This window comes from Acinetobacter lwoffii, assembly GCF_019343495.1.
GTDB lineage: Bacteria > Pseudomonadota > Gammaproteobacteria > Pseudomonadales > Moraxellaceae > Acinetobacter > Acinetobacter lwoffii_P.
Genome location: NZ_CP072549.1, coordinates 926988 through 947983 on the forward strand (window position 1 = coordinate 926988; position 20996 = coordinate 947983).

Annotated in this window: 22 protein-coding genes and 1 other RNA gene; 6 read left to right on the forward strand and 17 right to left on the reverse strand. The window is 42.6% G+C overall.

Annotated elements, in window-relative coordinates:
* Nucleotides 1-3 precede the first annotated feature (3 nt).
* The 5 genes from J7649_RS04360 to J7649_RS04380 all read right to left on the reverse strand — a co-directional run bounded on the left by J7649_RS04360 (nt 4) and on the right by J7649_RS04380 (nt 4918).
* Nucleotides 4-1926 (reverse strand): sensor histidine kinase, encoded by a 1923-nt coding sequence (locus J7649_RS04360; protein ID WP_219309533.1) that lies wholly within the window; start codon nt 1924-1926, stop codon nt 4-6.
* Nucleotides 1926-2609, reverse strand: a complete 684-nt coding sequence (locus J7649_RS04365; protein WP_219309535.1) for a response regulator — start codon at nt 2607-2609, stop codon at nt 1926-1928. The genes J7649_RS04360 and J7649_RS04365 overlap by 1 nt, the downstream gene beginning before the upstream one ends.
* Nucleotides 2610-2829: 220 nt before the next feature.
* Nucleotides 2830-3612: a glutathione S-transferase N-terminal domain-containing protein gene (locus tag J7649_RS04370; RefSeq protein ID WP_184413598.1), complete on the reverse strand. Its 783-nt coding sequence runs from the start codon at nt 3610-3612 to the stop codon at nt 2830-2832.
* A 118-nt stretch (nt 3613-3730) separates the two neighbouring features.
* The gene (gene rraA / locus J7649_RS04375) at nt 3731-4240 is read right to left on the reverse strand and encodes a ribonuclease E activity regulator RraA (protein ID WP_004279866.1); all 510 of its coding nucleotides are present in this window, start codon (nt 4238-4240) and stop codon (nt 3731-3733) included.
* 12 nt (nt 4241-4252) lie between these two features.
* Nucleotides 4253-4918 (reverse strand): NAD(P)H-binding protein, encoded by a 666-nt coding sequence (locus tag J7649_RS04380; protein ID WP_219309537.1) that lies wholly within the window; start codon nt 4916-4918, stop codon nt 4253-4255.
* Between the two features lie 214 nt (nt 4919-5132).
* Here J7649_RS04380 and rpsT point away from each other — a divergent pair, with 214 nt between their 5' ends.
* Nucleotides 5133-5402: a 30S ribosomal protein S20 gene (rpsT, locus tag J7649_RS04385; RefSeq protein WP_004279868.1), complete on the forward strand. Its 270-nt coding sequence runs from the start codon at nt 5133-5135 to the stop codon at nt 5400-5402.
* A 136-nt stretch (nt 5403-5538) separates the two neighbouring features.
* Here the strand turns inward: rpsT and J7649_RS16900 are convergent, their stop codons facing one another.
* From J7649_RS16900 to J7649_RS04395, 3 genes are all read right to left on the reverse strand, one after another.
* Entirely contained in the window at nt 5539-5664 is a 126-nt protein-coding gene (locus J7649_RS16900) for a hypothetical protein (RefSeq protein WP_267461083.1), read from the reverse strand.
* Between the two features lie 241 nt (nt 5665-5905).
* Nucleotides 5906-6646, reverse strand: coding sequence for a histidine phosphatase family protein (locus J7649_RS04390; protein ID WP_219309539.1), 741 nt, complete (start codon nt 6644-6646; stop codon nt 5906-5908).
* 62 nt (nt 6647-6708) lie between these two features.
* Entirely contained in the window at nt 6709-7560 is an 852-nt protein-coding gene (locus tag J7649_RS04395) for a 3'(2'),5'-bisphosphate nucleotidase CysQ family protein (protein WP_005246616.1), read from the reverse strand.
* Between the two features lie 13 nt (nt 7561-7573).
* Between J7649_RS04395 and J7649_RS04400 the strand changes: the two genes are divergently transcribed.
* From J7649_RS04400 to J7649_RS04415, 4 genes are all read left to right on the forward strand, one after another.
* Nucleotides 7574-8260: an HAD-IA family hydrolase gene (locus tag J7649_RS04400; protein ID WP_004279871.1), complete on the forward strand. Its 687-nt coding sequence runs from the start codon at nt 7574-7576 to the stop codon at nt 8258-8260.
* Nucleotides 8253-8693 carry an RNA-binding S4 domain-containing protein gene (locus tag J7649_RS04405; RefSeq protein WP_219309541.1) on the forward strand — a complete coding sequence of 147 codons (441 nt, stop codon included), beginning with the start codon at nt 8253-8255 and terminating at the stop codon, nt 8691-8693. The genes J7649_RS04400 and J7649_RS04405 overlap by 8 nt, the downstream gene beginning before the upstream one ends.
* 145 nt (nt 8694-8838) lie before the next feature.
* Nucleotides 8839-9882, forward strand: coding sequence for a recombinase RecA (gene recA, locus J7649_RS04410; protein WP_219309543.1), 1044 nt, complete (start codon nt 8839-8841; stop codon nt 9880-9882).
* Between the two features lie 91 nt (nt 9883-9973).
* On the forward strand, nt 9974-10591 hold the full coding sequence (locus J7649_RS04415) for a regulatory protein RecX (protein ID WP_219309545.1): 618 nt from the start codon (nt 9974-9976) through the stop codon (nt 10589-10591).
* Nucleotides 10592-10811: 220 nt separating this feature from the next.
* Here J7649_RS04415 and ffs read toward each other — a convergent pair.
* Nucleotides 10812-10908, reverse strand: an RNA gene (gene ffs / locus J7649_RS04420) — signal recognition particle sRNA small type.
* A 294-nt stretch (nt 10909-11202) separates the two neighbouring features.
* Here ffs and J7649_RS04425 point away from each other — a divergent pair.
* Complete coding sequence (locus J7649_RS04425) at nt 11203-12000, forward strand: tol-pal system YbgF family protein (protein ID WP_219309547.1); 798 nt, start codon at nt 11203-11205, stop codon at nt 11998-12000.
* A 60-nt stretch (nt 12001-12060) separates the two neighbouring features.
* On the opposite strand, the gene lpxA is transcribed toward J7649_RS04425, so the two are convergent.
* The 8 genes from lpxA to J7649_RS04465 all read right to left on the reverse strand — a co-directional run bounded on the left by lpxA (nt 12061) and on the right by J7649_RS04465 (nt 20994).
* Entirely contained in the window at nt 12061-12849 is a 789-nt protein-coding gene (lpxA, locus tag J7649_RS04430) for an acyl-ACP--UDP-N-acetylglucosamine O-acyltransferase (protein ID WP_219309549.1), read from the reverse strand.
* The gene (gene fabZ / locus J7649_RS04435; protein ID WP_026055766.1) at nt 12846-13331 is read right to left on the reverse strand and encodes a 3-hydroxyacyl-ACP dehydratase FabZ; all 486 of its coding nucleotides are present in this window, start codon (nt 13329-13331) and stop codon (nt 12846-12848) included. Before fabZ ends, lpxA begins: the two co-directional genes overlap by 4 nt.
* A gap of 5 nt (nt 13332-13336) precedes the next feature.
* Nucleotides 13337-14407, reverse strand: coding sequence for a UDP-3-O-(3-hydroxymyristoyl)glucosamine N-acyltransferase (lpxD, locus tag J7649_RS04440; protein WP_005266607.1), 1071 nt, complete (start codon nt 14405-14407; stop codon nt 13337-13339).
* Nucleotides 14408-14410: 3 nt separating this feature from the next.
* Nucleotides 14411-14908 (reverse strand): OmpH/Skp family outer membrane protein, encoded by a 498-nt coding sequence (locus J7649_RS04445; RefSeq protein WP_219309551.1) that lies wholly within the window; start codon nt 14906-14908, stop codon nt 14411-14413.
* An 80-nt stretch (nt 14909-14988) separates the two neighbouring features.
* On the reverse strand, nt 14989-17574 hold the full coding sequence (bamA, locus tag J7649_RS04450; RefSeq protein ID WP_219309552.1) for an outer membrane protein assembly factor BamA: 2586 nt from the start codon (nt 17572-17574) through the stop codon (nt 14989-14991).
* A 39-nt stretch (nt 17575-17613) separates the two neighbouring features.
* A complete protein-coding gene (gene rseP / locus J7649_RS04455) occupies nt 17614-18969 on the reverse strand; it encodes an RIP metalloprotease RseP (protein ID WP_219309553.1) in 1356 nt (451 codons plus the stop codon).
* 3 nt (nt 18970-18972) lie between these two features.
* Nucleotides 18973-20169, reverse strand: coding sequence for a 1-deoxy-D-xylulose-5-phosphate reductoisomerase (ispC, locus tag J7649_RS04460; RefSeq protein WP_219309554.1), 1197 nt, complete (start codon nt 20167-20169; stop codon nt 18973-18975).
* Nucleotides 20170-20994, reverse strand: a complete 825-nt coding sequence (locus tag J7649_RS04465; RefSeq protein WP_004279883.1) for a phosphatidate cytidylyltransferase — start codon at nt 20992-20994, stop codon at nt 20170-20172. It abuts the gene before it with no gap.
* Between the last annotated feature and the right edge of the window lie 2 nt (nt 20995-20996).

Below are 20996 nucleotides of genomic sequence, written 5' to 3' on the forward strand. Positions count from 1 at the left end.
TAATTAAGGCTGATACAGCTCTAATACAACACGAATCAGCGTATCTCCTTGTTCAGATTCAATCTGGAACAATCCTCCCATGCGCTCAACCCGCATTTTCATGCTGCGCATTCCAATACTCAGACCATTTTTTTGCACCATGTCAGCATCGAAACCGATGCCATTATCCTGAATGCTTAAAGTAAGCTGATGTGGCTGGGAATATTCCAGACTGACTTTTACCTGACTGGCCTGACTATGCTTAATGATATTGGTCAGACTTTCTTCGACTACTCGGATCAAGGTCAAACATTGTAATGCCGTCGGTTCACGCTGCCAGACTTTTGGAAATGACCATTCAACTACAATCCCCATTTCTTCCATCAGCTGGGTAAAACGATAACGTACCGGTGCGATCCAGAGTACCGGCGTTTGTGGGACTTTATTTTCAATAGATGAACCACTGTCAATGATTTGCCTGAGATCATCTCTGAGCAGTTTCAGCATGGATAGAAACTGCTGTTTAGAAACTGTTTCGCTACTTTGATCCACCAGAATCATGGAACGCACAATAGACCCTCCCAACCCGTCATGCAGTTCATGTGACAGATTAATCCGCTCTTGCAGACGAACATTGGTCAGCTCCAATTGATGTTTATCGCTCAGGCTTTTATTCAGGTCAGCACTGACCTGCTGGACTTTACGTTCTAACTGGCTATTAAATTTTTCGATTTTCCTGACATTACGATTCAAGCGTGTACCCATAATGAGCACGACAAACAAGGTAATAATTGGTGAGGTATAGGGAGATAAAGGTGAAAACTCATTGACCTTGGTTTGGTTCAACATGATCAGGTCGATGACTACACAAAGCAAAATCCCCCAAAGACACAGCGTCAGGAAGAGATATTCTCCATTTCGGGTTCTGATGGCCTGATAGCTGATATACACAGTACAAGTGACAAAGAGCAATACATAGAAGATAAACACTCCGCCCAGTACCTGCTCCAGATAATTCAAGGGACTGATCATCACCAGTAGGCTGGACAGAACGCTGACCAGAATAAATCCTCGCTCCAACTGCTTAAATTTCTGTTTTACAAAGCGGATCAGATACAGACAGAAACAATGGATATAAGCAATAAAAAAAAGCATATTGGCTTTAGCTGCCGAAATCGTGGAGCGAAATGGAAAATTTTCTGTAGTCAAGACATTGGAAATAAACAGAATCCACAACAGTGAACTGAGTGCCAGCCAGCCAAAAGTGGTTTCTGAACGCCGGAATAACCAGATAATGAAACAGATCAGCCCAATCGTGGCAGAGAAAATCATATTAATCTGGAATACAGTACGGCGATCCCAGATTTTGCCTAGATACTGCTGGCTATTCACCAGCACATTATTAAATTGAATGTTGCCCAGGCCCGCGCTTTGGAAACTGTAGCCATTTACATAAATCAGGATTTCATTACTGTCTTTACGCAAACCGCTAATCGGGAAAACCCAGTAACGCGGCATATTCCAGCTTTTCGACAAGGGTTCTTGCAAGTTCCGGTCAGACCAAAGCAAGTCACCATTCAGGAATACGGCACCTGCCGAATTAATATAATCAATAGAAAAGGCAACTGGTTCTGCAAGGCGGATGTTGTCTTGGCATGACCAGCGCCAGACAATCTTGTACCAGGCACCTCCATGATAATTCTTCCAGTTGTTCTGCCAGTTATCCGGCAAACGTACGCTTTGCCAGCCCGATTTCGGCATCTCGGTAGGACCCTGAGCCTGAACCTTCTGAATATAGTCGATCTTCACCTGACAAAGATCATTAATCTGAAAATGGCTTTGTGCCTGACTCATCCTACAGAACAAGCAAAGCCAGCTGCACAGGACAAAAATGCAGATCCATTTCAGTCGCTGCCGTTCGCTGCTTCTGGAACAGGCAGATGACATTACAGAATTCCCAAGTGCCGTGCGGTACTGACCGCCTTAGTACGTTTACTGACCGAGAGTTTGCGGTAAATATGCTTGATATGACTTTCGACGGTATAGCGTGACACACAGAGCTGCTCGGCAATTTCACGATTACTCAGACCTTGCGCAACCAAGGACAGAATTTCCTGCTCCCGGTGTGTGAGCGTTTCATGATCCGCAGCTGACCTGTTCTGCTCTACTGTTGCTGAAATGGCAGGAATAGAAATCTGTTTTAAAATTTCACGGGCAACAAAGGGATCAATTGGTGCACCGCCACGCAAAATACTGCGAATAGCCAAGGCGACTTCAACATCATCCCGTTCTTTCAGCACATAACCGGTTGCACCGGCCTGAATTGCGCTAAACAGACTATCTTGGGTACTCCAGGCAGACACCACCAGAATCAATGCTTGTGCGTCCTGTTCGCGGATTTTTTCAATAATTGAAATCCCACTTCCATCTGGCAACCCCAGATCTACTAAGGCCAGTGCAATCGGCTGTTGCTGAACTATGGAATATGCTTCTTTAACCGTATTGGCAAATAGCAGAACGTCTTCGTTATAACCCAGATTGGTTAATATAATTTTTAAACGGCGCTGAATGACATATTCATCTTCAACGATTAATACAGGTACTGGCAAGACTGCCTCTGGTGCTGTCATAAGCACGCCCCTTATATTTATTGTTATGCCCCATTGAAGATTAAAATATAAACAAAATCACACTAAAAATCATGATTTATTTATTTTTTATTATCTGAAGTTTTAAGCAGCGAGAAACGCTTACGCCCGTTTTCCATATCATAGACATAAAAAATGCCATCTGTTTAGCAGATGGCAGTTCAAGATAGAAAATCTTTTGAAGTTATACGAGCTGTCTACTTTAAGCAGTACCGTATTGCTGTTTTAAATATTTCACAATCTCAGCCGATTCAAACATTTTGGTATCTGTATTTGGATCGACCAGATAGGGAAGCTGAATATTATTTCCCATCATTTCAAACAAATGTTCACGCTTACCGCCTGGTAGTGGTTCATATTTTCCCGGTTTTAAACGCAATTTGGCCGGTCCATAATCTTGCCAGCGCTCTTTAGCGACATTATGAAAAACAAACGGCACTTCCAGTTCACTCAAAACGGCGCGTACAATTCGGGTATAAGGACTGGCCTCAAAGCCCCATAATTCTAATAACAGTTCAGGTGTTGGCCGATCCTTAATCTTGGGATTCACCATTCCGCCGCGTAAACCATTGAGGACGGTTCCCGCAATTGCAGCCACTGGAATTTTAGGATAGTGAGCATATTTCTTGGGAGTTTTGCCGGTTTTGCCATAATGCTTGAACAGATGATCGATAATATCCTGAGACTCATAGAGTCGATCACCGGTATTTTCATCAACTAAAAAAGGAAATTGCAGTTTTCCACCCAATTGCTGCACCTCAGGACGGAAATGAGTACCCCCTCGTGGACATGGATAAACTTCATAATCCAGATTTAGCAAGGTCATGACTTCACGCACCCGACGACAAAATGGTGAACCCTCGTATTCATAGAGCTTCAAGGCTTTTTCAGGCTGATTTGGAAACGGTGTACCCACCATCCCACGTCCACCTTCAGCGATTGAAGAGGCCAAAGCTTGTACAACTTTAATTTGATGACCCAACATACTATTTTCCTGTTTTTTGTTTTATTAAACTGAAAGACAGAAAGTAAACATCCTGTCTTTCAGGGTACAGATGAGTTTTGTTGTTATTCTTGCATGCAGAAATGCGGATTTCAGCCGATTAAGCCACTAATGCTGTTTTAGACACCACAATACCATTATTGTCTGCATAAACATACTCGCCTGCATTAAACGTGACACCACCAAAACAGAGAGAGATATCAACTTCACCCACACCCTTGCGGTTGCTCTTTTGCGGAATAGCCGCCAATGCATGCACACCAAGATCAAGTTCAGCAATCGCATCCACATCACGGACACAACCGTAAATAATGACGCCATTCCAGTGATTTTTTACCGCTGATTCGGCAATCAGGTCACCCATCAAGGCACAGCGCATGGAGGCACCACCATCCACCACCAGGACCTTGCCTGTTCCATCTGTGGCCAATAACTCTTTCACCCGTGAGTTATCTTCAAAACATTTTACTGTCACAATCTGACCGCCAAAGGTTTTGCGCGCCCCATAACTCTTGAAAAATTTACCGTCCAGGCAAGGTGTCACTACCTGAAGCTCTAATTCTGGATGATCATCTAACAAGTCACAGGTGACAAATGCTGCTGTAGACACGGTGTTTTCCCCTCATTTCATTTTTTGTATGCGTAAATTATCATAAATTTCAAATTTTACCGTCTGAGTCAGCGCGGCCTCGACCATAGTATGAGCCACCTGATCGGCTGTCACTGGCTTATAGGCAAAACTATCTGGAATAAAACGCGATACTTTGTGGTAAACTTGCTGCGCGATATCTTCCAAAAAACGCTGCTCCGGACGTTCACCAATGAGCAATGAAGGTCGGATCAGGCTGATTCTGTCCAGAGTCAATGTTTGTACATATTCCTCCAGTTCACCTTTAACCCGATTATAGTAAAAATGTGATTGGGAATCGGCACCCATTGCGCTTAGCAAAAGATAATGGACTGAGGTTTGCTGTAATAGCTCTGCAAAGTGAGCATTTATGGTATAGTCAATACTATAAAATGCCTGTTTGGATCCGGCTTTTTTCATGGTGCTGCCCAGGCAGCTAAAACCATGGCTATGCTTGCTGACATCCTGATCATTCAACATCAGGAAATCTTCCAGTACCAGTTGTTGAACTTTATCCAAAGCATCCAGATCATTTTGATGTTTTCTGACCACTGCAGTAATCTGCTGGCAAGTCGGCTCAGCTTGCAAACGTTTTATCAGTTGTTTTCCCACCAAGCCGGTGGCACCTATCACGATGGGATGAGTCAGTGATTTAGTCATTTTTTATACGATCTCCTAGGTGGAATACTAATCTAACGTTTTCTTTAGAATTTTTCTGCATCTAAAATGTTGTCAAAGCATGTCAAGACTTGACTTCGGTGCTTAGTTTAATCAAAATATGGCACTTGTTTACGGGCTGGTGATAATTCCTCTGATGTTGGTTTTCAGTTGAGTTTCAGCCCGCCCAGACCAATCTATTTCAAGGAGTGCACGAGTGGCAAACTCTGCTCAAGCTAAAAAACGTGCTCGTCAAAACGTTAAAGCACGCAAACACAACGCAAGCTTGCGTTCTATGGTTCGTACCTATCTTAAACGTACATTAGCTGCTATCAGCACTAATGACTATGCTGTTGCTACTGAAGCGTACAAATCGCTTGTTCCAGTAATCGACCGTATGGCTGACAAAGGCATCATCCATAAAAACAAAGCAGCTCGTCATAAGAGCCGCTTGAACGCGCAAGTTAAAGCACTAGCTTCTAACTAATCGCAAATAAAAAAAGCCCTTTTTAGGGCTTTTTTTGTGTCTGAAATTTAAAGAAATCAGAAAAACAATCCGTTTAGACGCCCCTCATCTAGCCGATATGATGAGATAAAAACTGAGTCGCACCTCCCTTTTTAGATTATTGATCTTTATCCATAGAAGATGGCGAAGTGGTTTTATCCTGTTTGGTATTGTCAGTGTCCCGTTTTTGGCATGCGGTTAAACCCAGAATCGCGATCAGGCTAAGAATTGTGATAATTTTCATGGTTTTTCCTCAAGATGAATAATTTTATATTTATTAAGCATAGATAATTTTTATACTTACATTATTGAATTTTCGCCCTATAAATGTAAAAGATGCAGTTCAAAATTTATTTTTATCGTTTTAGCCTGAACTTTATTGAATGATCAATATGAAACGCCACCTCCTCTTTATGAAATTTCTGGTCATAAATAAAAAAACTCAACTGCTGCGAACAATTGAGTTTTGAATAGATCAATTTGATCTAAGGAAGTTGGGAACGTTTAAAATCGGCAATATCCAGTTCATGTACCTGACCGCGCCAGATCCATTTCAGTTTGGACTCCAAAAACACATCACCTTCAAACCAGACAAACAGACCTTCCATCATTTTTGGCCAGTCTTCTCGACTGACGTCCTGACGCCCAGACATCACTGCAATCATGGCTGCGAGAATAGTATCGTGGCTGACAGCCAAACTCAGCCCATATTTATTTTGCGGATGGGTGTTGTAAATCAGTTCCAGTACATCCACCACGCCATGAATCGGCTGTTTCATCCCCGGCAAGGCATTATTGACAAAACTGTTAATGAAACCGAGCGCACCCTGCTTGGCGAAATAAGGTCCAGCTTTTTGAATATCCAGTACAAAGCTACCAGGCTCCACCAGAAGTCCCTGTTCAATAATTTCAATACGATGGGTATTCTGCTCAGGGGTAACCGCATCTGCCCCTTCAATCATCAATGCAGCGGTATCAATACAACGCTGAATCGGACTCGAAATACAGTGATGAATCACGCGATCGGTTTGATCAGCCAGATAAGCCCCCCACTCTTGCGCCAGATCCCGCCCCTGATTGGTCAGTTGCAGATCATAGCCTGCCAAACCTTGACCCGGAACCTCCTCACGAATCGAATGCCGTGTGAATAAGGTGACAGGCGTTTGTACATCAGGCAATAAATCAATTGCACTCAACATACTCGGTGGAAGCAGTTTCAGGGACACGTTACAGCCAACTCTGGATTGGTAATAGGTTAAGCACCACTATAACACGCTCAGAATTTTGCTCAATGCTCGGCCTGCATGTCAGACACTGCCTGCAATGCAATAATTTTCATATCATTATTTTTATAAGCAATGAATCCACCGTTCAGCAAGGTATCCCGATGATTATAAATAAATGGACGACCTTCTAAATCAACCAGACCACCACCAATCCGTTCGAGCATACATTGACCAGCGCTGGTATCCCATTCCGAGGTCGGATGAAAACGTGGATAGATGTCTACCTGATCTTCCAGCATCATGCAAAATTTATAAGCGCTGCCCGCTTTAAATTCGGTGTAGTCAGTGAGCTTAGCCAGACTTTGCAAATACTCGGTATATTTCGGTTTCTGCTGGCTACTTTGGCTCAATCCCACAGCAATCATTTTAGTAGTTTCAAGCATTTCATAAGCAAACCATGTCATCTTTTGGATATCATATTTATAAGGCAAGCCCTGCTCAGGACAGAAATAAATCAGTTGCTGCTCCGGAACCGCCAATATGGCAAAAGTGGTCAAACTGCCTCTGACCAGACTCAAATTAATGGTAAATTCGGGGCGCTGGTGCAGAAATTCCTTGGTACCATCTAGCGGATCCAGTAACCAGAATTCTGACCATGAGCGGCGTTCATGTTCCTGTCCTTCTTCAGACAGTAAAGGCAAGCTGGAAATCTCTGCCAAAGCCTGGGTCAGATAAGTATTGACCCGAAAATCTGCCTGAGTCACCGGAGAATTATCATTTTTTTTGATGACATCAAAAGCCGCACCAGAACAATAACGCTGATATTCTTCTCGCAAAATTTCACAGGCTTGTGTCAAAATGGGCACAAACTGCAAAATCATTGGATCTTGTGGTGCTGCTGTTGCTTTAAACATAGAAAACCTAAATATGTCAAAATGCTCTGAAAAACCTACCATAATTTTCGATATGGATGGCACTTTACTTGATCTTGCCTACGACGATTTCATCTGGAACGAGTTATTGCCTGTGCGTTATGCTGCCACACATGGCTGTAGCCTGGAACACAGCCAGGCGACACTCTATGCATTCTATCAGGAACATAATCATACCTTAAACTGGTACTCTTCACGCTTCTGGACGGCTAAAGTCGAAGTCGATGTTCTGGCGATGCAAATTGAACATAAAGATAAAGTGGCCTTACGCCCTCATTGTCTCGAATTGCTCGATTATCTTAAAAATAATGGCTATCCAATCTGGCTGGCCACCAATGCTGACTGTGCGGGTCTAGCATTTAAACTGGATCATTTGAATTTAAGAGATTATTTCGATGTAATTGTCAGTTCAGAAACGATCGGACATGCCAAAGAATTTATCGAGTTCTGGCAAGGCCTGAATGAACTGCATCCATTTGATCCTGCACATGCTTATTTTATTGATGATACTGAAAAAGTCCTGAATGGGGCTCAAGCCTATGGCATTCAGAACCTGTTCAGCATCCAGCAACCCTCTTCAGCCAAAGTAGCACGCCAGACTTGTAATTACCCGATGCTGCACCAATTAACAGATTTAATCACTCATTTAAATCAGGCTGAGGTAGAAAAAAAATATGCGTAAATCGTCTTTACCCGAAGATGCGGTAGGCATGCGTATAGACAAATGGCTGTGGGCAGCACGGTTTTTTAAAACCCGCTCGATTGCCAAACATGCGATTGAAGGTGGCAAAGTCCATCACAATGGTGAACGTGTCAAGGTATCGCGCGAAGTCCGTGTTGGTATGGAACTGACGATTCAGCAAGGCATCGACAAAAAAACCGTGCTGGTTAAGGAACTTTCTGATGTTCGTGGCCCTGCACCCGTGGCACAAAAACTGTATGAAGAAACCGAAGTCAGTATTGCGCGCCGGGAATTGATTACGTCACAAAGAAAGTTGCATAATCTAGCTCGTCCCGACCATCGTCCAAGCAAGAAAGATCGTCGTGATATCAGTAGATTTAAAAATGAAAATAGTCAGAGTTTCGATCAGTCATGGTCCTATAATGACGATTAAATTTAAGCGTCAGAATATGTCGTACATGCGCTGACTTTTATAGAACACTAGGGAAAATTCTGTCACTATACACCTGTGGAACAAAGCTCTAATTTAAGACATCCACTTGAGTACTAACTTAGTGACATCGTATTGAGGTTGTAAGATGGATGAGAATAAAAACAAGGCGCTCAACGCTGCCTTAAGCCAGATTGAAAAACAGTTTGGTAAAAATACAGTAATGCGTCTTGGTGACAATACCGTTCAGGCAGTTGAAGCCGTGTCTACAGGTTCTTTAACGCTGGATATCGCGCTCGGTATTGGTGGTTTACCAAAAGGTCGTATCGTCGAGATCTATGGTCCTGAATCTTCAGGTAAAACCACAATGACATTGCAAGCAATTGCAGAGTGTCAGAAAGCAGGCGGTACGTGTGCATTTATCGATGCGGAACACGCACTTGATCCTCAATATGCGCGCAAACTTGGCGTAGATATCGACAATCTGCTGGTATCGCAACCGGATCACGGTGAACAGGCACTTGAAATTGCAGACATGCTGGTACGTTCTGGCGCGATCGACATGATCGTTGTCGATTCTGTTGCTGCATTGACACCACGTGCCGAAATTGAAGGCGAAATGGGTGACTCGCATATGGGTCTGCAAGCCCGTTTGATGAGCCAGGCACTGCGTAAAATTACCGGTAATGCCAAACGCTCAAACTGTATGGTGATCTTCATTAACCAGATTCGTATGAAGATTGGTGTCATGTTTGGTAGCCCTGAAACCACAACTGGTGGTAACGCACTGAAATTCTATGCCTCTGTTCGCTTGGACATCCGTCGTATCGGCCAAGTGAAAGAAGGCGACGAGATTGTTGGTTCTGAAACTAAAGTCAAAGTCGTGAAAAACAAAATGGCGCCTCCGTTTAAAGAAGCATTATTCCAGATTCTTTATGGCAAAGGTGTTAACCATCTAGGTGAATTGATCGACCTTGCTGTACAGCAAGAAATCGTGCAGAAAGCTGGTGCGTGGTATTCTTATCAAGGCGACAAAATTGGCCAAGGTAAGAACAACACCATCCGTTATCTGGAAGAGCATAAAGAAATGGCTCAGACGATTGAAAAGCTGATTCGCGACCAGCTGCTTACCAAAGCAGTGGTTGTTGAAGAAGACGATAGCAAGGAAGAACCTGACTTTTTAGATGTGTGATCTTATTAGGTGCATCATCTTTAAACGTCAATACACAGCGCCCTCCGGGGCGTTTTGTTATTATATAGGGAATGTAAAATCCGAGAGAATCATGTCAGACGCGAAATTTAGCAAACTGCTCGATTATGAAACTTTAAAACAGCAGTTCGGCGATGCTGAAGATCACACTCCACCTGCAGAAACAGCGCTGCAAGACACTCCTGAATTTGATCCCGAGGAACGCCTGTTTTCTTCATCGTCAGCCAAAGATGAAAAAAAACCAGGACTGACTGGCTCACGTTTACGTTCTTATGCTTTTGCGGTACTGACGCGCAAGGAATATTCCAAAGCTGAACTAATAGAGAAACTCGCCCTCTATGCAGAGCATCGTGATGAAGTCATTACCTTAGTGGAAGAACTGTCCTGTGAGAACTATCAAAGTGATCAGCGCGTGGCGGAAACCATGTTGTCGAGTCAAAAGCGTAAAGGTAAAGGTCCCAATCAAATTAAAATGAAACTCAAGAGCAAAAAGATTGATACTGCTCTGATTTCAGAAGAACTCAAAGAAACCGACTGGGTTCAACAAGCCTATGAACTAAAAGTCAAAAAATATGGGACTGAGGTCAGTGAAGACCTGAAGCTCAAAGCCAAACAGATCCGTTTTTTAATGTATCGTGGTTTTGAAATGGATGCGATTATCAAGGCGATTAACCGTAAAGCAGAAGACTAAGTCTTATATTCTTTGAAAGCCTTAATACACGTATAAACATATTGGATATTTAATTCAATATTAGCTGCAAAATAAAATAAAGCACGGCAAAAGATAATGATGATTTAATCATTAAAATAATAAGATAGCGCTATTTGACGACATTGAAAAAGGAATAATATTTGAGAATAGAAAACTGCGAATTTGCATTGTTATTATAATAATAAGAATATGGTGGCAACCCTACCAGCAAAGCTCCGGCACATCATAGTTCTATTACCGTTGCTACCTTCCGGTCCTGGCGGGGTTCATAGAGTACAATTGCGAAGTAACCAGCAGGGCTACCATTACAAAAACAGAGTATAGAGATTTTTAATCAAGTTGCAAGCCTTGTTTCCTAAAATCATCCTTCAAGCTATCCGTTTGATTATTTTAAAAACAATATTGATATTTCTGCTGATTTTTAAGGGATCTTCACAATCAATCCATCAACACTCAGATTCACATGATCTTTGTAAAACCTTGTTGCATTTTCTAAAAATGCCGTTTTTAATGTGTGCAATGTATATGAATGATCTACTTTGAAAAGATGAGCAGCGGATCCGCATCTCACAAAGAATTATGGAAATTTTATGATGTTTAAAAAGACCGTATTGTGTGCAGTGACAGCACTCTTTACCACGCCTCTATTTGCCAATATTCCGATTGAATCGCGTGGCTTGAGTCAAGCTACGAATCAAACCACAGTAAATACCCCAGCAGCAATTGCGGCTGGTGCAACTCCAGCAGTTCAAACCAATACCAGCTGGCAAATCATGCAAAAGAACCAGCAACTCGAAAATGACCTGCGGATTTTGCGCGGTAAAATGGAAGAACAGGAAAATGAGATTGAACGGCTCAAAAATGAACTGACCAATCGCTATGCCGATCTCGACCAGCGCCTCGAACTGTTACAGCAAAAAATTGAACCTGCTGAAGACAATCCAACGGAGGAAAACCCACAGGATACTACACCCAGCCTAAGCGAAAATAAGGTTAATACAGCAAGCAGCGGACAGCAACCTGCTGAGCTGGAAAAAGCAGCTTATACCGTGGCTTTAGATGCTTATAAAAATGGCGGTGCAGCCAAAGCCATTGCACCGATGCAAAACTTTATTAAAAACAATCCGAATAGCGTTTATATCAGCAATGCCTATTTCTGGTTAGCGGAATTCAATCTGGCGATTGACCCGCCAAAATTTACTGAAGCGAAACGTAATTATCTGATTGTCGTTGACCGTTACCCAAATTCTGCGAAAGCCTCCACTGCCCTGTATCAGCTTTATAACATCAGCAAAGATGTTGAAAAGAATACTACGCTTGCTTCTCAATATAAAACAAAGCTATTGAAGAATTATCCGAAAGCTGAGGAAGTAAAATTTCTTAAGTAAAATAGAAATTTCCAAAATAAAAAAGACACCATAGGGTGTCTTTTTTATTATCTTAAACTTTTAGCGCACAATGCCGCGCTTCGACTGTTCAAGAGAATCGATTAGACGCTGCACCTCAGCCACTTCCGGCAAAATTCCTGTACGGATCTGCTCGATTGCTTCCTGAGTCGTTAAACCTGATTTATAAATCAGTTTAAAGGCATCACGTAAACCGCTAATCACGGTCTTCGACCAGCCTTTACGACGCATACCTTCAATATTCATGGCAAATGCATGCGCAGGATTACCTGAAACCATGACATAGGCCGGTACATCTTTCAGAATCAGGGATGCACCACCAATCATGCTATAAGAATCAATCTTACAGAACTGATGAATGCCCGAGTTTCCGCCAATGACAACGTAGTCTCCGACATGCACATGTCCAGCCACACCGACGTTATTGGCAAAGATATTATAATCCCCGACCATACAGTCATGTGCAATATGAGTATTGACCATGAGCAGGTTATGACTACCGATCTTGGTTAGACTCTGGTCCTGAACCGTGCCACGATGCAGACTGCAATGCTCACGAATCTTGTTGTGATCGCCAATCTCAAGCCAGGTTTCTTCACCGGCATACTTAAGATCCTGACACACCTCGCCTACACTGGCGAACTGGAAAATTTCATTATATTCACCTATACGCGTATAGCCACCCACCACCACGTGTGAATAAAGTTTGCTACCCGCACCAATAGTGACATTTGGCCCGATAATACAATATGGGCCAATTTCTACATCAGCAGCAATGACTGCTGACGGGTCAATAATGGCAGTTGGATGAATAAGGGGATTATTGCTCATGCCTGCTCGACTTTTTGATGCGAAACCATAATTTCCGCAGTTGTTGCGACGACGCCATCTACTGTGGCAATACAATTATATTTGTAAATGCCCCGCTTTTGCATCACTAATTCAGATTTTAAAACCAATTGGTCACCTGCAACCACCTGTTTTTTAAATCTAACTTTTTCCGCACCGGCAAACAGGAACAAAGAACCCTCACTTGGAACTTCATTATTCATCACAAAACCCAGAATTCCAGAGATTTGTGCCAGCGCTTCAACAATCAGTACACCCGGCATAATTGGATAATTCGGAAAATGGCCTTGTAAAAACTCTTCATTAATTGAGACGTTTTTATAACCAACAATGCCATTATCGGTAATTTCGACGACGCGATCAACCAATAAAAATGGATAGCGATGGGGCAAATATTCACGAATCTTTTGAATATTCATTGGCAATTCAGGCTTCGTGAATGTAGGCAAATTCGACTCTGTCATCATAATTATTTACGCAACTTAAATGTTGATTCAATGGACTCAATCTGAGATTGCATATGATCTAGTCGTTTGATCACCTGGGTCAATGGCACATCTGCTAATTGTCTGAGGCGAACCACGGTACGTTTCCATTTCTGGTTTTCAAACAGACCAATCCCGGATGAATATTTTCCAGCTTCAGAAATATTATTTGTGACCATTGACATTCCGGTCAACGTCACATTATCGGCAATATTCAAGTGTCCAGAAATCGCAGAGGCACCACCAATGATACAGTTTTTGCCAATTGAAACACTTCCTGCAACGGCAGTTTTTGCAGCAATTGCGGTATGTGCACCAATTTTAACGTTATGCGCGATTTGCACAAGATTATCAATAATAACACCCTGTTGCAAAATCGTATCATCCAGCGCACCACGGTCTACGCTACAATTTGACCCAATACGCACATCATCTTCAATGCGTACAGAACCTAATTGCGCAATACGGTGCCATTTCCCTTGATAAGGTGCAAAACCAAACCCTTCGCTGCCAATCACGCTATTGGCATGAATACGTACCCGATTACCAATTTTTGCTGCGCCGGTGAGGGTCACATGTGAGTCAATAAAACAGTCCTGACCGATCTCGACATCATCATCGATCTGCACATGCGCCTGAACAATCGTATTCGCACCCACGACACAATGCTCACCAATCACCACATAATGACCAATATAAGCATCGTCCGCAATCACTGCCGACGGGTGAATTTGAGCAGTACTCTCAATGCCGCGCTGGCGATGTTTTTTCTCAAAGACATGCGTCAGAATCGCGAAAGCCAGATAGGGATTTGCCACAACAATAAAGTTTTGATGTGAAGTTATCTGTTGTTTTAGTTCAGCCGTGACAATTAAAGCACCTGCCTGACTTTGATTGGCCTGCTCTACATATTTATCGGCATTCACAAATGCCAGATCGTGTGAAGTTGCCTGTTCAAGACTGGCCAAAGCACTCAAACGTAAATCTGTCTGACCTATGCACTCGCCCTGAACCAGGCGAGCGAGATCAGCTAACTGAAGCTGTTGATGATTCATTGATTATTTAATTGCATTAACCTTTTGAATCATTTTATCAGTTAAATCATATTTAGCATCATAAGCAAGCGCTGAATTTTTATTTAAAACCACATCCAGGTTGTTTTCTCTACGCAATTGTTCAGCAATTTGCTTTACACGTGCATCAAATACAATTCGGATCTGCTGAATCGAGCTTTGGACATTCGTCTGTACAGATTGTTGTAACTGATTTAATTCTTGCAACTTAGCCTGATATTGCGCAGACATTTTCTGTTTTTCAGTCTCACTGAGCTTGGTATTGGATTGAGCACGTTGCTGCAAAGCTTCCAGCTCCTTGCTGAGTTGTTCAATCTTGGTGGTTTGTGGCTGAATTTTTTGCTGAAATATCGTGTTTTGTTGTTTCAAATAGGTACTACCTTCAACCACACGCTCTAAGTCAATTACCCCCATACTAGCCGCTTGAGTCAAAGGAGCAACACTTGCCAAAGCCAGGCTCATTGCCATAATCATTTTTTTCATATTCTTACTCATTCAAAAAAATTTGCTCACAAAACCTGAAGGTTTTATGAGCAAAATTTAGTTTCTAGGTCAAAACGATTTTAGAAAGTACGTCCAATTTCGAACTGGATGTTTTTAGTATCATCACCGTCTTTTTTATTCAACGGATAAGCATAGCTAAGTGATAATGGGCCAATCATGGTGATCCAGGTGAAACCAGCACCCACGCTATAACGCATATTATCTGCATCGAAACCGAAGTTGTCTTTACAGTATTGTTTTGCATCTATACCTGGGTCATTTACTTCACCCGTTAAATATAGTTTTCCTGATGGGACATCACAGCTTGTATCGAATACTTGCGCACCTTCCGCAAAGATAACCGGACGAACCTGACGTGCCCAATCACCTTTAAATGGTACTGGCAGTACCAGTTCAGTACCAAACTGAACTAAAGCATTACCGCCGACCTCTTCTGGATCAAAATCTTTTTTCCGTGATTCATTATAAGTAACACCAGGGTATTTAGGCCCCAATGTACTGTTTTCATAACCACGAACTGAGCCAAAACCACCTGCATAGAAATTCTTGTAGAATGGCAGGTCATTACCATAACCCAACTTACCATAACCGCGCAGGACAAAATCTTTACCTAATGGGAAGAACGCCTGAGCATCATAGGTCAGTTTCTGGTATTCCACATCACTGCCTGGTAATGCAATTTCACCATTGACGCGATGTGACATACCACTTGTCGGGAACATTGGACGGTTTAAAGTATTATAAGACCAGCCTAAATTTAAATTATAAGTTAAGAAGTCTCCACCAAACTTATCATCGAATGAAGTAAAACCAATATCTCTATTACTGCTATCTCGGCAAAGAAGATCATAATAACCTTCAGGTGGATCAGCAGGCTCTGGTAATGAAGGATTATTCTCTCTAGCAAGATCCCATTCTGATTTTAGAGTATTAGTTGAACAGTATTGTCCTTCACCTTTAGGTTTGCCACCATTCGCTAATAAATAGTCACGTACATAAGTAGAGACATATGGACCTGTAGTCACTTCAGTATTATCAATATTCAGGCCTAGGCTAACACTCTGATTTTCATCAATTGGATAACCAAAGTTAATCCCGCCACCAAAACTGTCCGTCACATAGTTGTTGACGTTATAATCATCATCCAGCTTGGTTTTACGGTAGTACATGTTATAGCCGCGACGCACACCATCAATGGTGAAGTACGGGTCCATCACGCTCAAGTTATAGTAATCTTGCGTTTCAGAACGCGACAAATCAATTGAGACACTATTGCCTGTGCCCAGGAAGTTGGTCTGGCTTAAACCAGCCTGGAAAGTTACACCACCGCTTTGCGAGAAGCCAACTGCAAGAGTACTGGTCCCTGAATGCTGCTCTTCAACGGCAACATTCAAGTCCACCTGATCTGGTGCACCTGGAATACGTGCAGGTTTGATATCGACAGTTTTAAAGAAACCGGTACGTTCCAGACGAACCTTAGACAGGTCAATTTTTTCATTACTGGCAAGCGCACCTTCCATTTGGCGCATTTCACGACGTAGTACTTCATCTGCAGTTTTCGTATTACCAGTAAAATTAATACGTCGTACTGTGACTTGCTGACCTGGATTAATATAGTAATTTAGATCAACCAGTTTGGTTTCGTTGTTAATTTGAGGAACGATGTTGACTTCTGCATAGTAATAGCCTGCATTACCATACTTACGCTGCAATAATTGCTTAACCGCGTTAACTTTTTCCTGCGAATAAATTTCGCCTTCTTTGAAGATTTGTAAAGCCTGTAATTCTTCAGTCTTATAAAGCGCATCACCTAAGTATTTGGTTTGACCAAATTTAAATTGCTCGCCTTCATCCACAGAAACTTCGATAAAAACATTCTTTTTATCTTCACTCAAATTAAGGCTGGAATTGGTAATATTAAAGTTGATATAGCCGCGATTCAGATACATGGCACGCAAAGCTTCCAGGCTGGCTGCCATCTTTTCACGTGCATAACGGTCATTGCGCGAAATGACCGAGCTCCAGCCACTTTCTTTTACAGCAAAGGCCTGCTTGATATCAGACTCTTTAAATACAGTATTCCCGATAATATTGATATCAAAAACTTTGGCCGCTTTACCTTCAATAAAATCAATTAGCAATTCAACACGGTTATTTGGTCGAGGCGTAGTAGTGACCGTAATATCGGCATCATAACGACCTTGCTGCATGTATTGCTGTTCAAGTTCAGTTTCAATAGTTTGCAGCGCTGATTTTTTCAGAACTTCACCTTCAGCCAGACCCATTTTTTTCAGGCCTTCCTCAAGTGCTTCCTTAGGAATCAACTTATTGCCTTTCAATTCGATTTTTGAAATGACCGGGCGTTCAACAACTTGGAAAACCAAAGTATTGCCTTGCTGCACGGCTTTAATGTCATCAAATAGGCCTGATGCATACATGCTACGAATTGCATTGGCAATGATTGGATCATTGACCCGATCACCACTGTTAATTGGCACTAGGCCATACACATTGTCAGGAGTTAAACGTACTAATCCATCAAATTTTATATCTTGTACAATGAATTCATCTGCTGCATATACTTGTTGTGCTACTGCCATTGCACTAACGAGTGCCAGAGGCATAAATAAATGTGTGTGCTGCATGCCAGTCTTTTCCGCTGTTAATTTATTCCATTTACGTTGTTATAAACGCATAAAATCATTAAATAATGCCAGAAGCATCATACTGCCGAGCAGTACCATACCAATTTTTAACCCAACCAATTGTATTTGTTCGGAAACAGGTTTACCACGAATTAATTCAACAAAATAGTAAACCAGATGTCCGCCATCAAGCATTGGAATAGGCAGTAGATTTAATATTCCTAAACTTACACTCATTAGCGCCATAAAGGAAATAAAAGTTTCCCAGCCCATTTCTGCGCTTTGTCCTGCCACTTTGGCAATAGTAATTGGACCTGATAAATTATCCAGGCCAATCAGACCACGTACCATTTTGACAATCGAGTTCAGAATCATCGAAGATAAATGTGCTGTTTTATCAAATGCCATTACCAGTGCTTCGCCTGGCGAGTAATGAATGGTCTGTTTATATTCTGCAGGAATGGTCATTTTACCCGGATCACTTTGTACACCCAGCATACCGGTCACATTGCCCATATTGTCACGTTTGCCTTGTGGCATGACTTCTAGCTGAACCACCTGATTTGCACGTAGTACATCCATTTTCAGTAATTTTTCTGGAGATGCCTGTACCACCTGCACCACATCAAACCAGTCTTTCATCTGAACGCCGTCAATGGCCAGAATCTTGTCGCCTTCTTTCAAACCTTGACGGATGGCTGCACCATCTTCACTCAGTTTGCTAATTACAGCCGGAATTTCTGGCCGATAAGGCAAGAAACCCAAACTTTCAAGTGGCGATTGACTTTGATCTTTTAAATAGTTTTGAATCGGCAACTGGAACAGTTTGTTTTCACCAGCACGATCTGCCTGAATAGAAACCACGCCAGTTTCACCAACACGATCCACCAAGGCATAACTGAGTTTTTCCCAAGTTTCTACCTGAGTACCATCCACAGCTATAATTTTGTCGCCCGGCTGCATTTGTACTGTTGCAGCAGGTGTATTTGGTAAAACTTTGCCTACCCGGGTATTGAGCTGTTCTTGTGCCGGTAAAAACAACACCCAGAACAGAAGGACTGCAAAAATCAGGTTTATCAACGGTCCCGCTGCCACGATGGCAATCCGCTTCCAAGGATGCTGACGATTGAAGGCTTTGGGTAAGTCTTCTTCAGCGACATTACCTTCACGTTCATCCAGCATCTTGACATAGCCACCCAAAGGCAAGGCAGACAATTGATACTGAATTCCGGATTTTTTCGAGGTCCATTTTAATAATGTTGGCCCAAATCCAATCGAATAGACCAATACTTTAACGCCCAGTTTACGCGCCACAATATAGTGACCGAACTCGTGAATCGCAATTAAGGGACCGAGTAAGAGAATTGCAGCGGCAATTATAAACAAGGCATTCATATCTTAACTTCCTTTATTCACAACGTATTGCTGTGATAAACCTCGTGCCATTTGATCTGCTTGCAAGATAGCCTCCAGATCATGTGCAGGTTGATTGTCCATCTGATTCAGGACGTGCTCAACTACCTGAGGAATTTGGGTAAATCTGATCTGTTGATTTAAAAATGCAGCAACTGCAATTTCATTGGCCGCATTTAAAATCGTAGGTGCAATTCCGCCACTCTGCATGGCCTGACGGGCCAATTTTAATGCAGGGAAACGGAGCATGTCCGGTTCTTGAAAATTAAGTTGTGAATGCATAAACAGATCCAGTGGCGCCACATGCGTACTAATACGCTCAGGCCATGCCAATGCATGTGCAATAGGCGTGCCCATATCCGGATTACCCATTTGTGCCAAAGTCGAACCATCAACGTATTGAACCATGGAGTGAATAATACTCTGTGGATGCACAACAACTGTAACAAATTGTTCTTGAACTGCAAACAAATGACACGCTTCGATCAATTCTAAACCTTTATTCATCAAGGTAGCAGAATCAACTGAAATTTTTTGACCCATGGACCAGTTAGGATGCTTGCAAGCTTGGGCAGGTGTGACCTCTTCAAGTTGCTGCATGCTATGGTTCAGAAACGGCCCACCCGACGCGGTCAGCAGAATCTGGGATACACCCAGTTTAGGCTTGCCATGACGCTCTGCCTCAAAATAATGCTGTGGCAGACATTGGAAAATCGCGTTATGTTCAGAGTCAACGGGAAGCAGTAATGCCCCATGATCGCGCGCTACCTGCATCATGATGTCACCCGACATCACCAAAGCTTCTTTATTGGCCAACAGTACGCGTTTACCCGCTTTCACCGCAGCCAATGTCGGCAATAATCCTGCAGCACCAACGATTGCTGCCATCACAATATCAACATCAGCGTGTTCAGCCACAGCAATTAAACCGGCTTCATCTTGCAGAATTTCAATATCAGATAAATGGTGTTGCTGAAGTAGTTTTGAAAGTTCATCTACTTTTTCAGCCGGAACCACCGCCACTTTAGGACGATATTGCCGGCAAATTTCGACCAGCTCCTCGATACGACTTTGCGCGGTCACAGCAAAAACCGAGTATGCTTCAGGATGTCGCTGCAAGATTTTTAAAGTACTTTGACCAATGGAACCTGTAGCACCCAGTATACAAACTGCTTGTGACATTTATAAATCTACACCAATAAGTTTTAAAACAGCCATACCTGCTGCAAAGATTGGAGCTGCAGCAAGCAAAGAATCAATACGATCCAGTACTCCGCCATGTCCTGGCAAAATTCGACCTGAATCCTTAATACCGGCACGACGTTTGATCATGGATTCAAACAGGTCACCCAGTACCGAACTAAATACTGTAACGACAGATAGAATCAGAAATAAAATCAGTTCTGGCCAAGTCATATCCAGATAAAGCAAGGCAACTGCCGTCACGATCAGCATTGAAGTAACGATACCGCCATACAGCCCTTCTACGGATTTATTAGGACTAACATTCGGCGCCAACTTTTTCTTGCCAAATTTACGACCCACAAAATATGCACCACTATCTGCGCCCCATACCAGTAAAAACAGGTACATCAGCCACCACGGTGAACTTTGCCAGACAGAGAAAATTGCAGTAACCGCAGCAGAGATCAGAACTACGCCGATTCCGTGCAGGCTGGCGTTGTACCAGCCATCATATTCAGGATAGGTTTTAACCCAGTAAATACTGAGCAACCAGGTAATTATAGAAGCTACCCATAACAATAAGGCAACTTCGGCAAAATACAATGCCAAAGCTGAAAGTGCCGCAGTGAGCACTCCATATCCCCAAGCAACAGGTTTGATGACATGTTTAAATTTTCGCGGCATGAGTTTGAACCACTCATAACCGGCCACCCCAGCAGCAAGAACCATCAATACAAACATTGGATAATGTGATTCAGTAGCAAACATACAGCTCAGTACAACTGCTACCAACACCAATGCGGTTATAATCCGCTCAAACATGT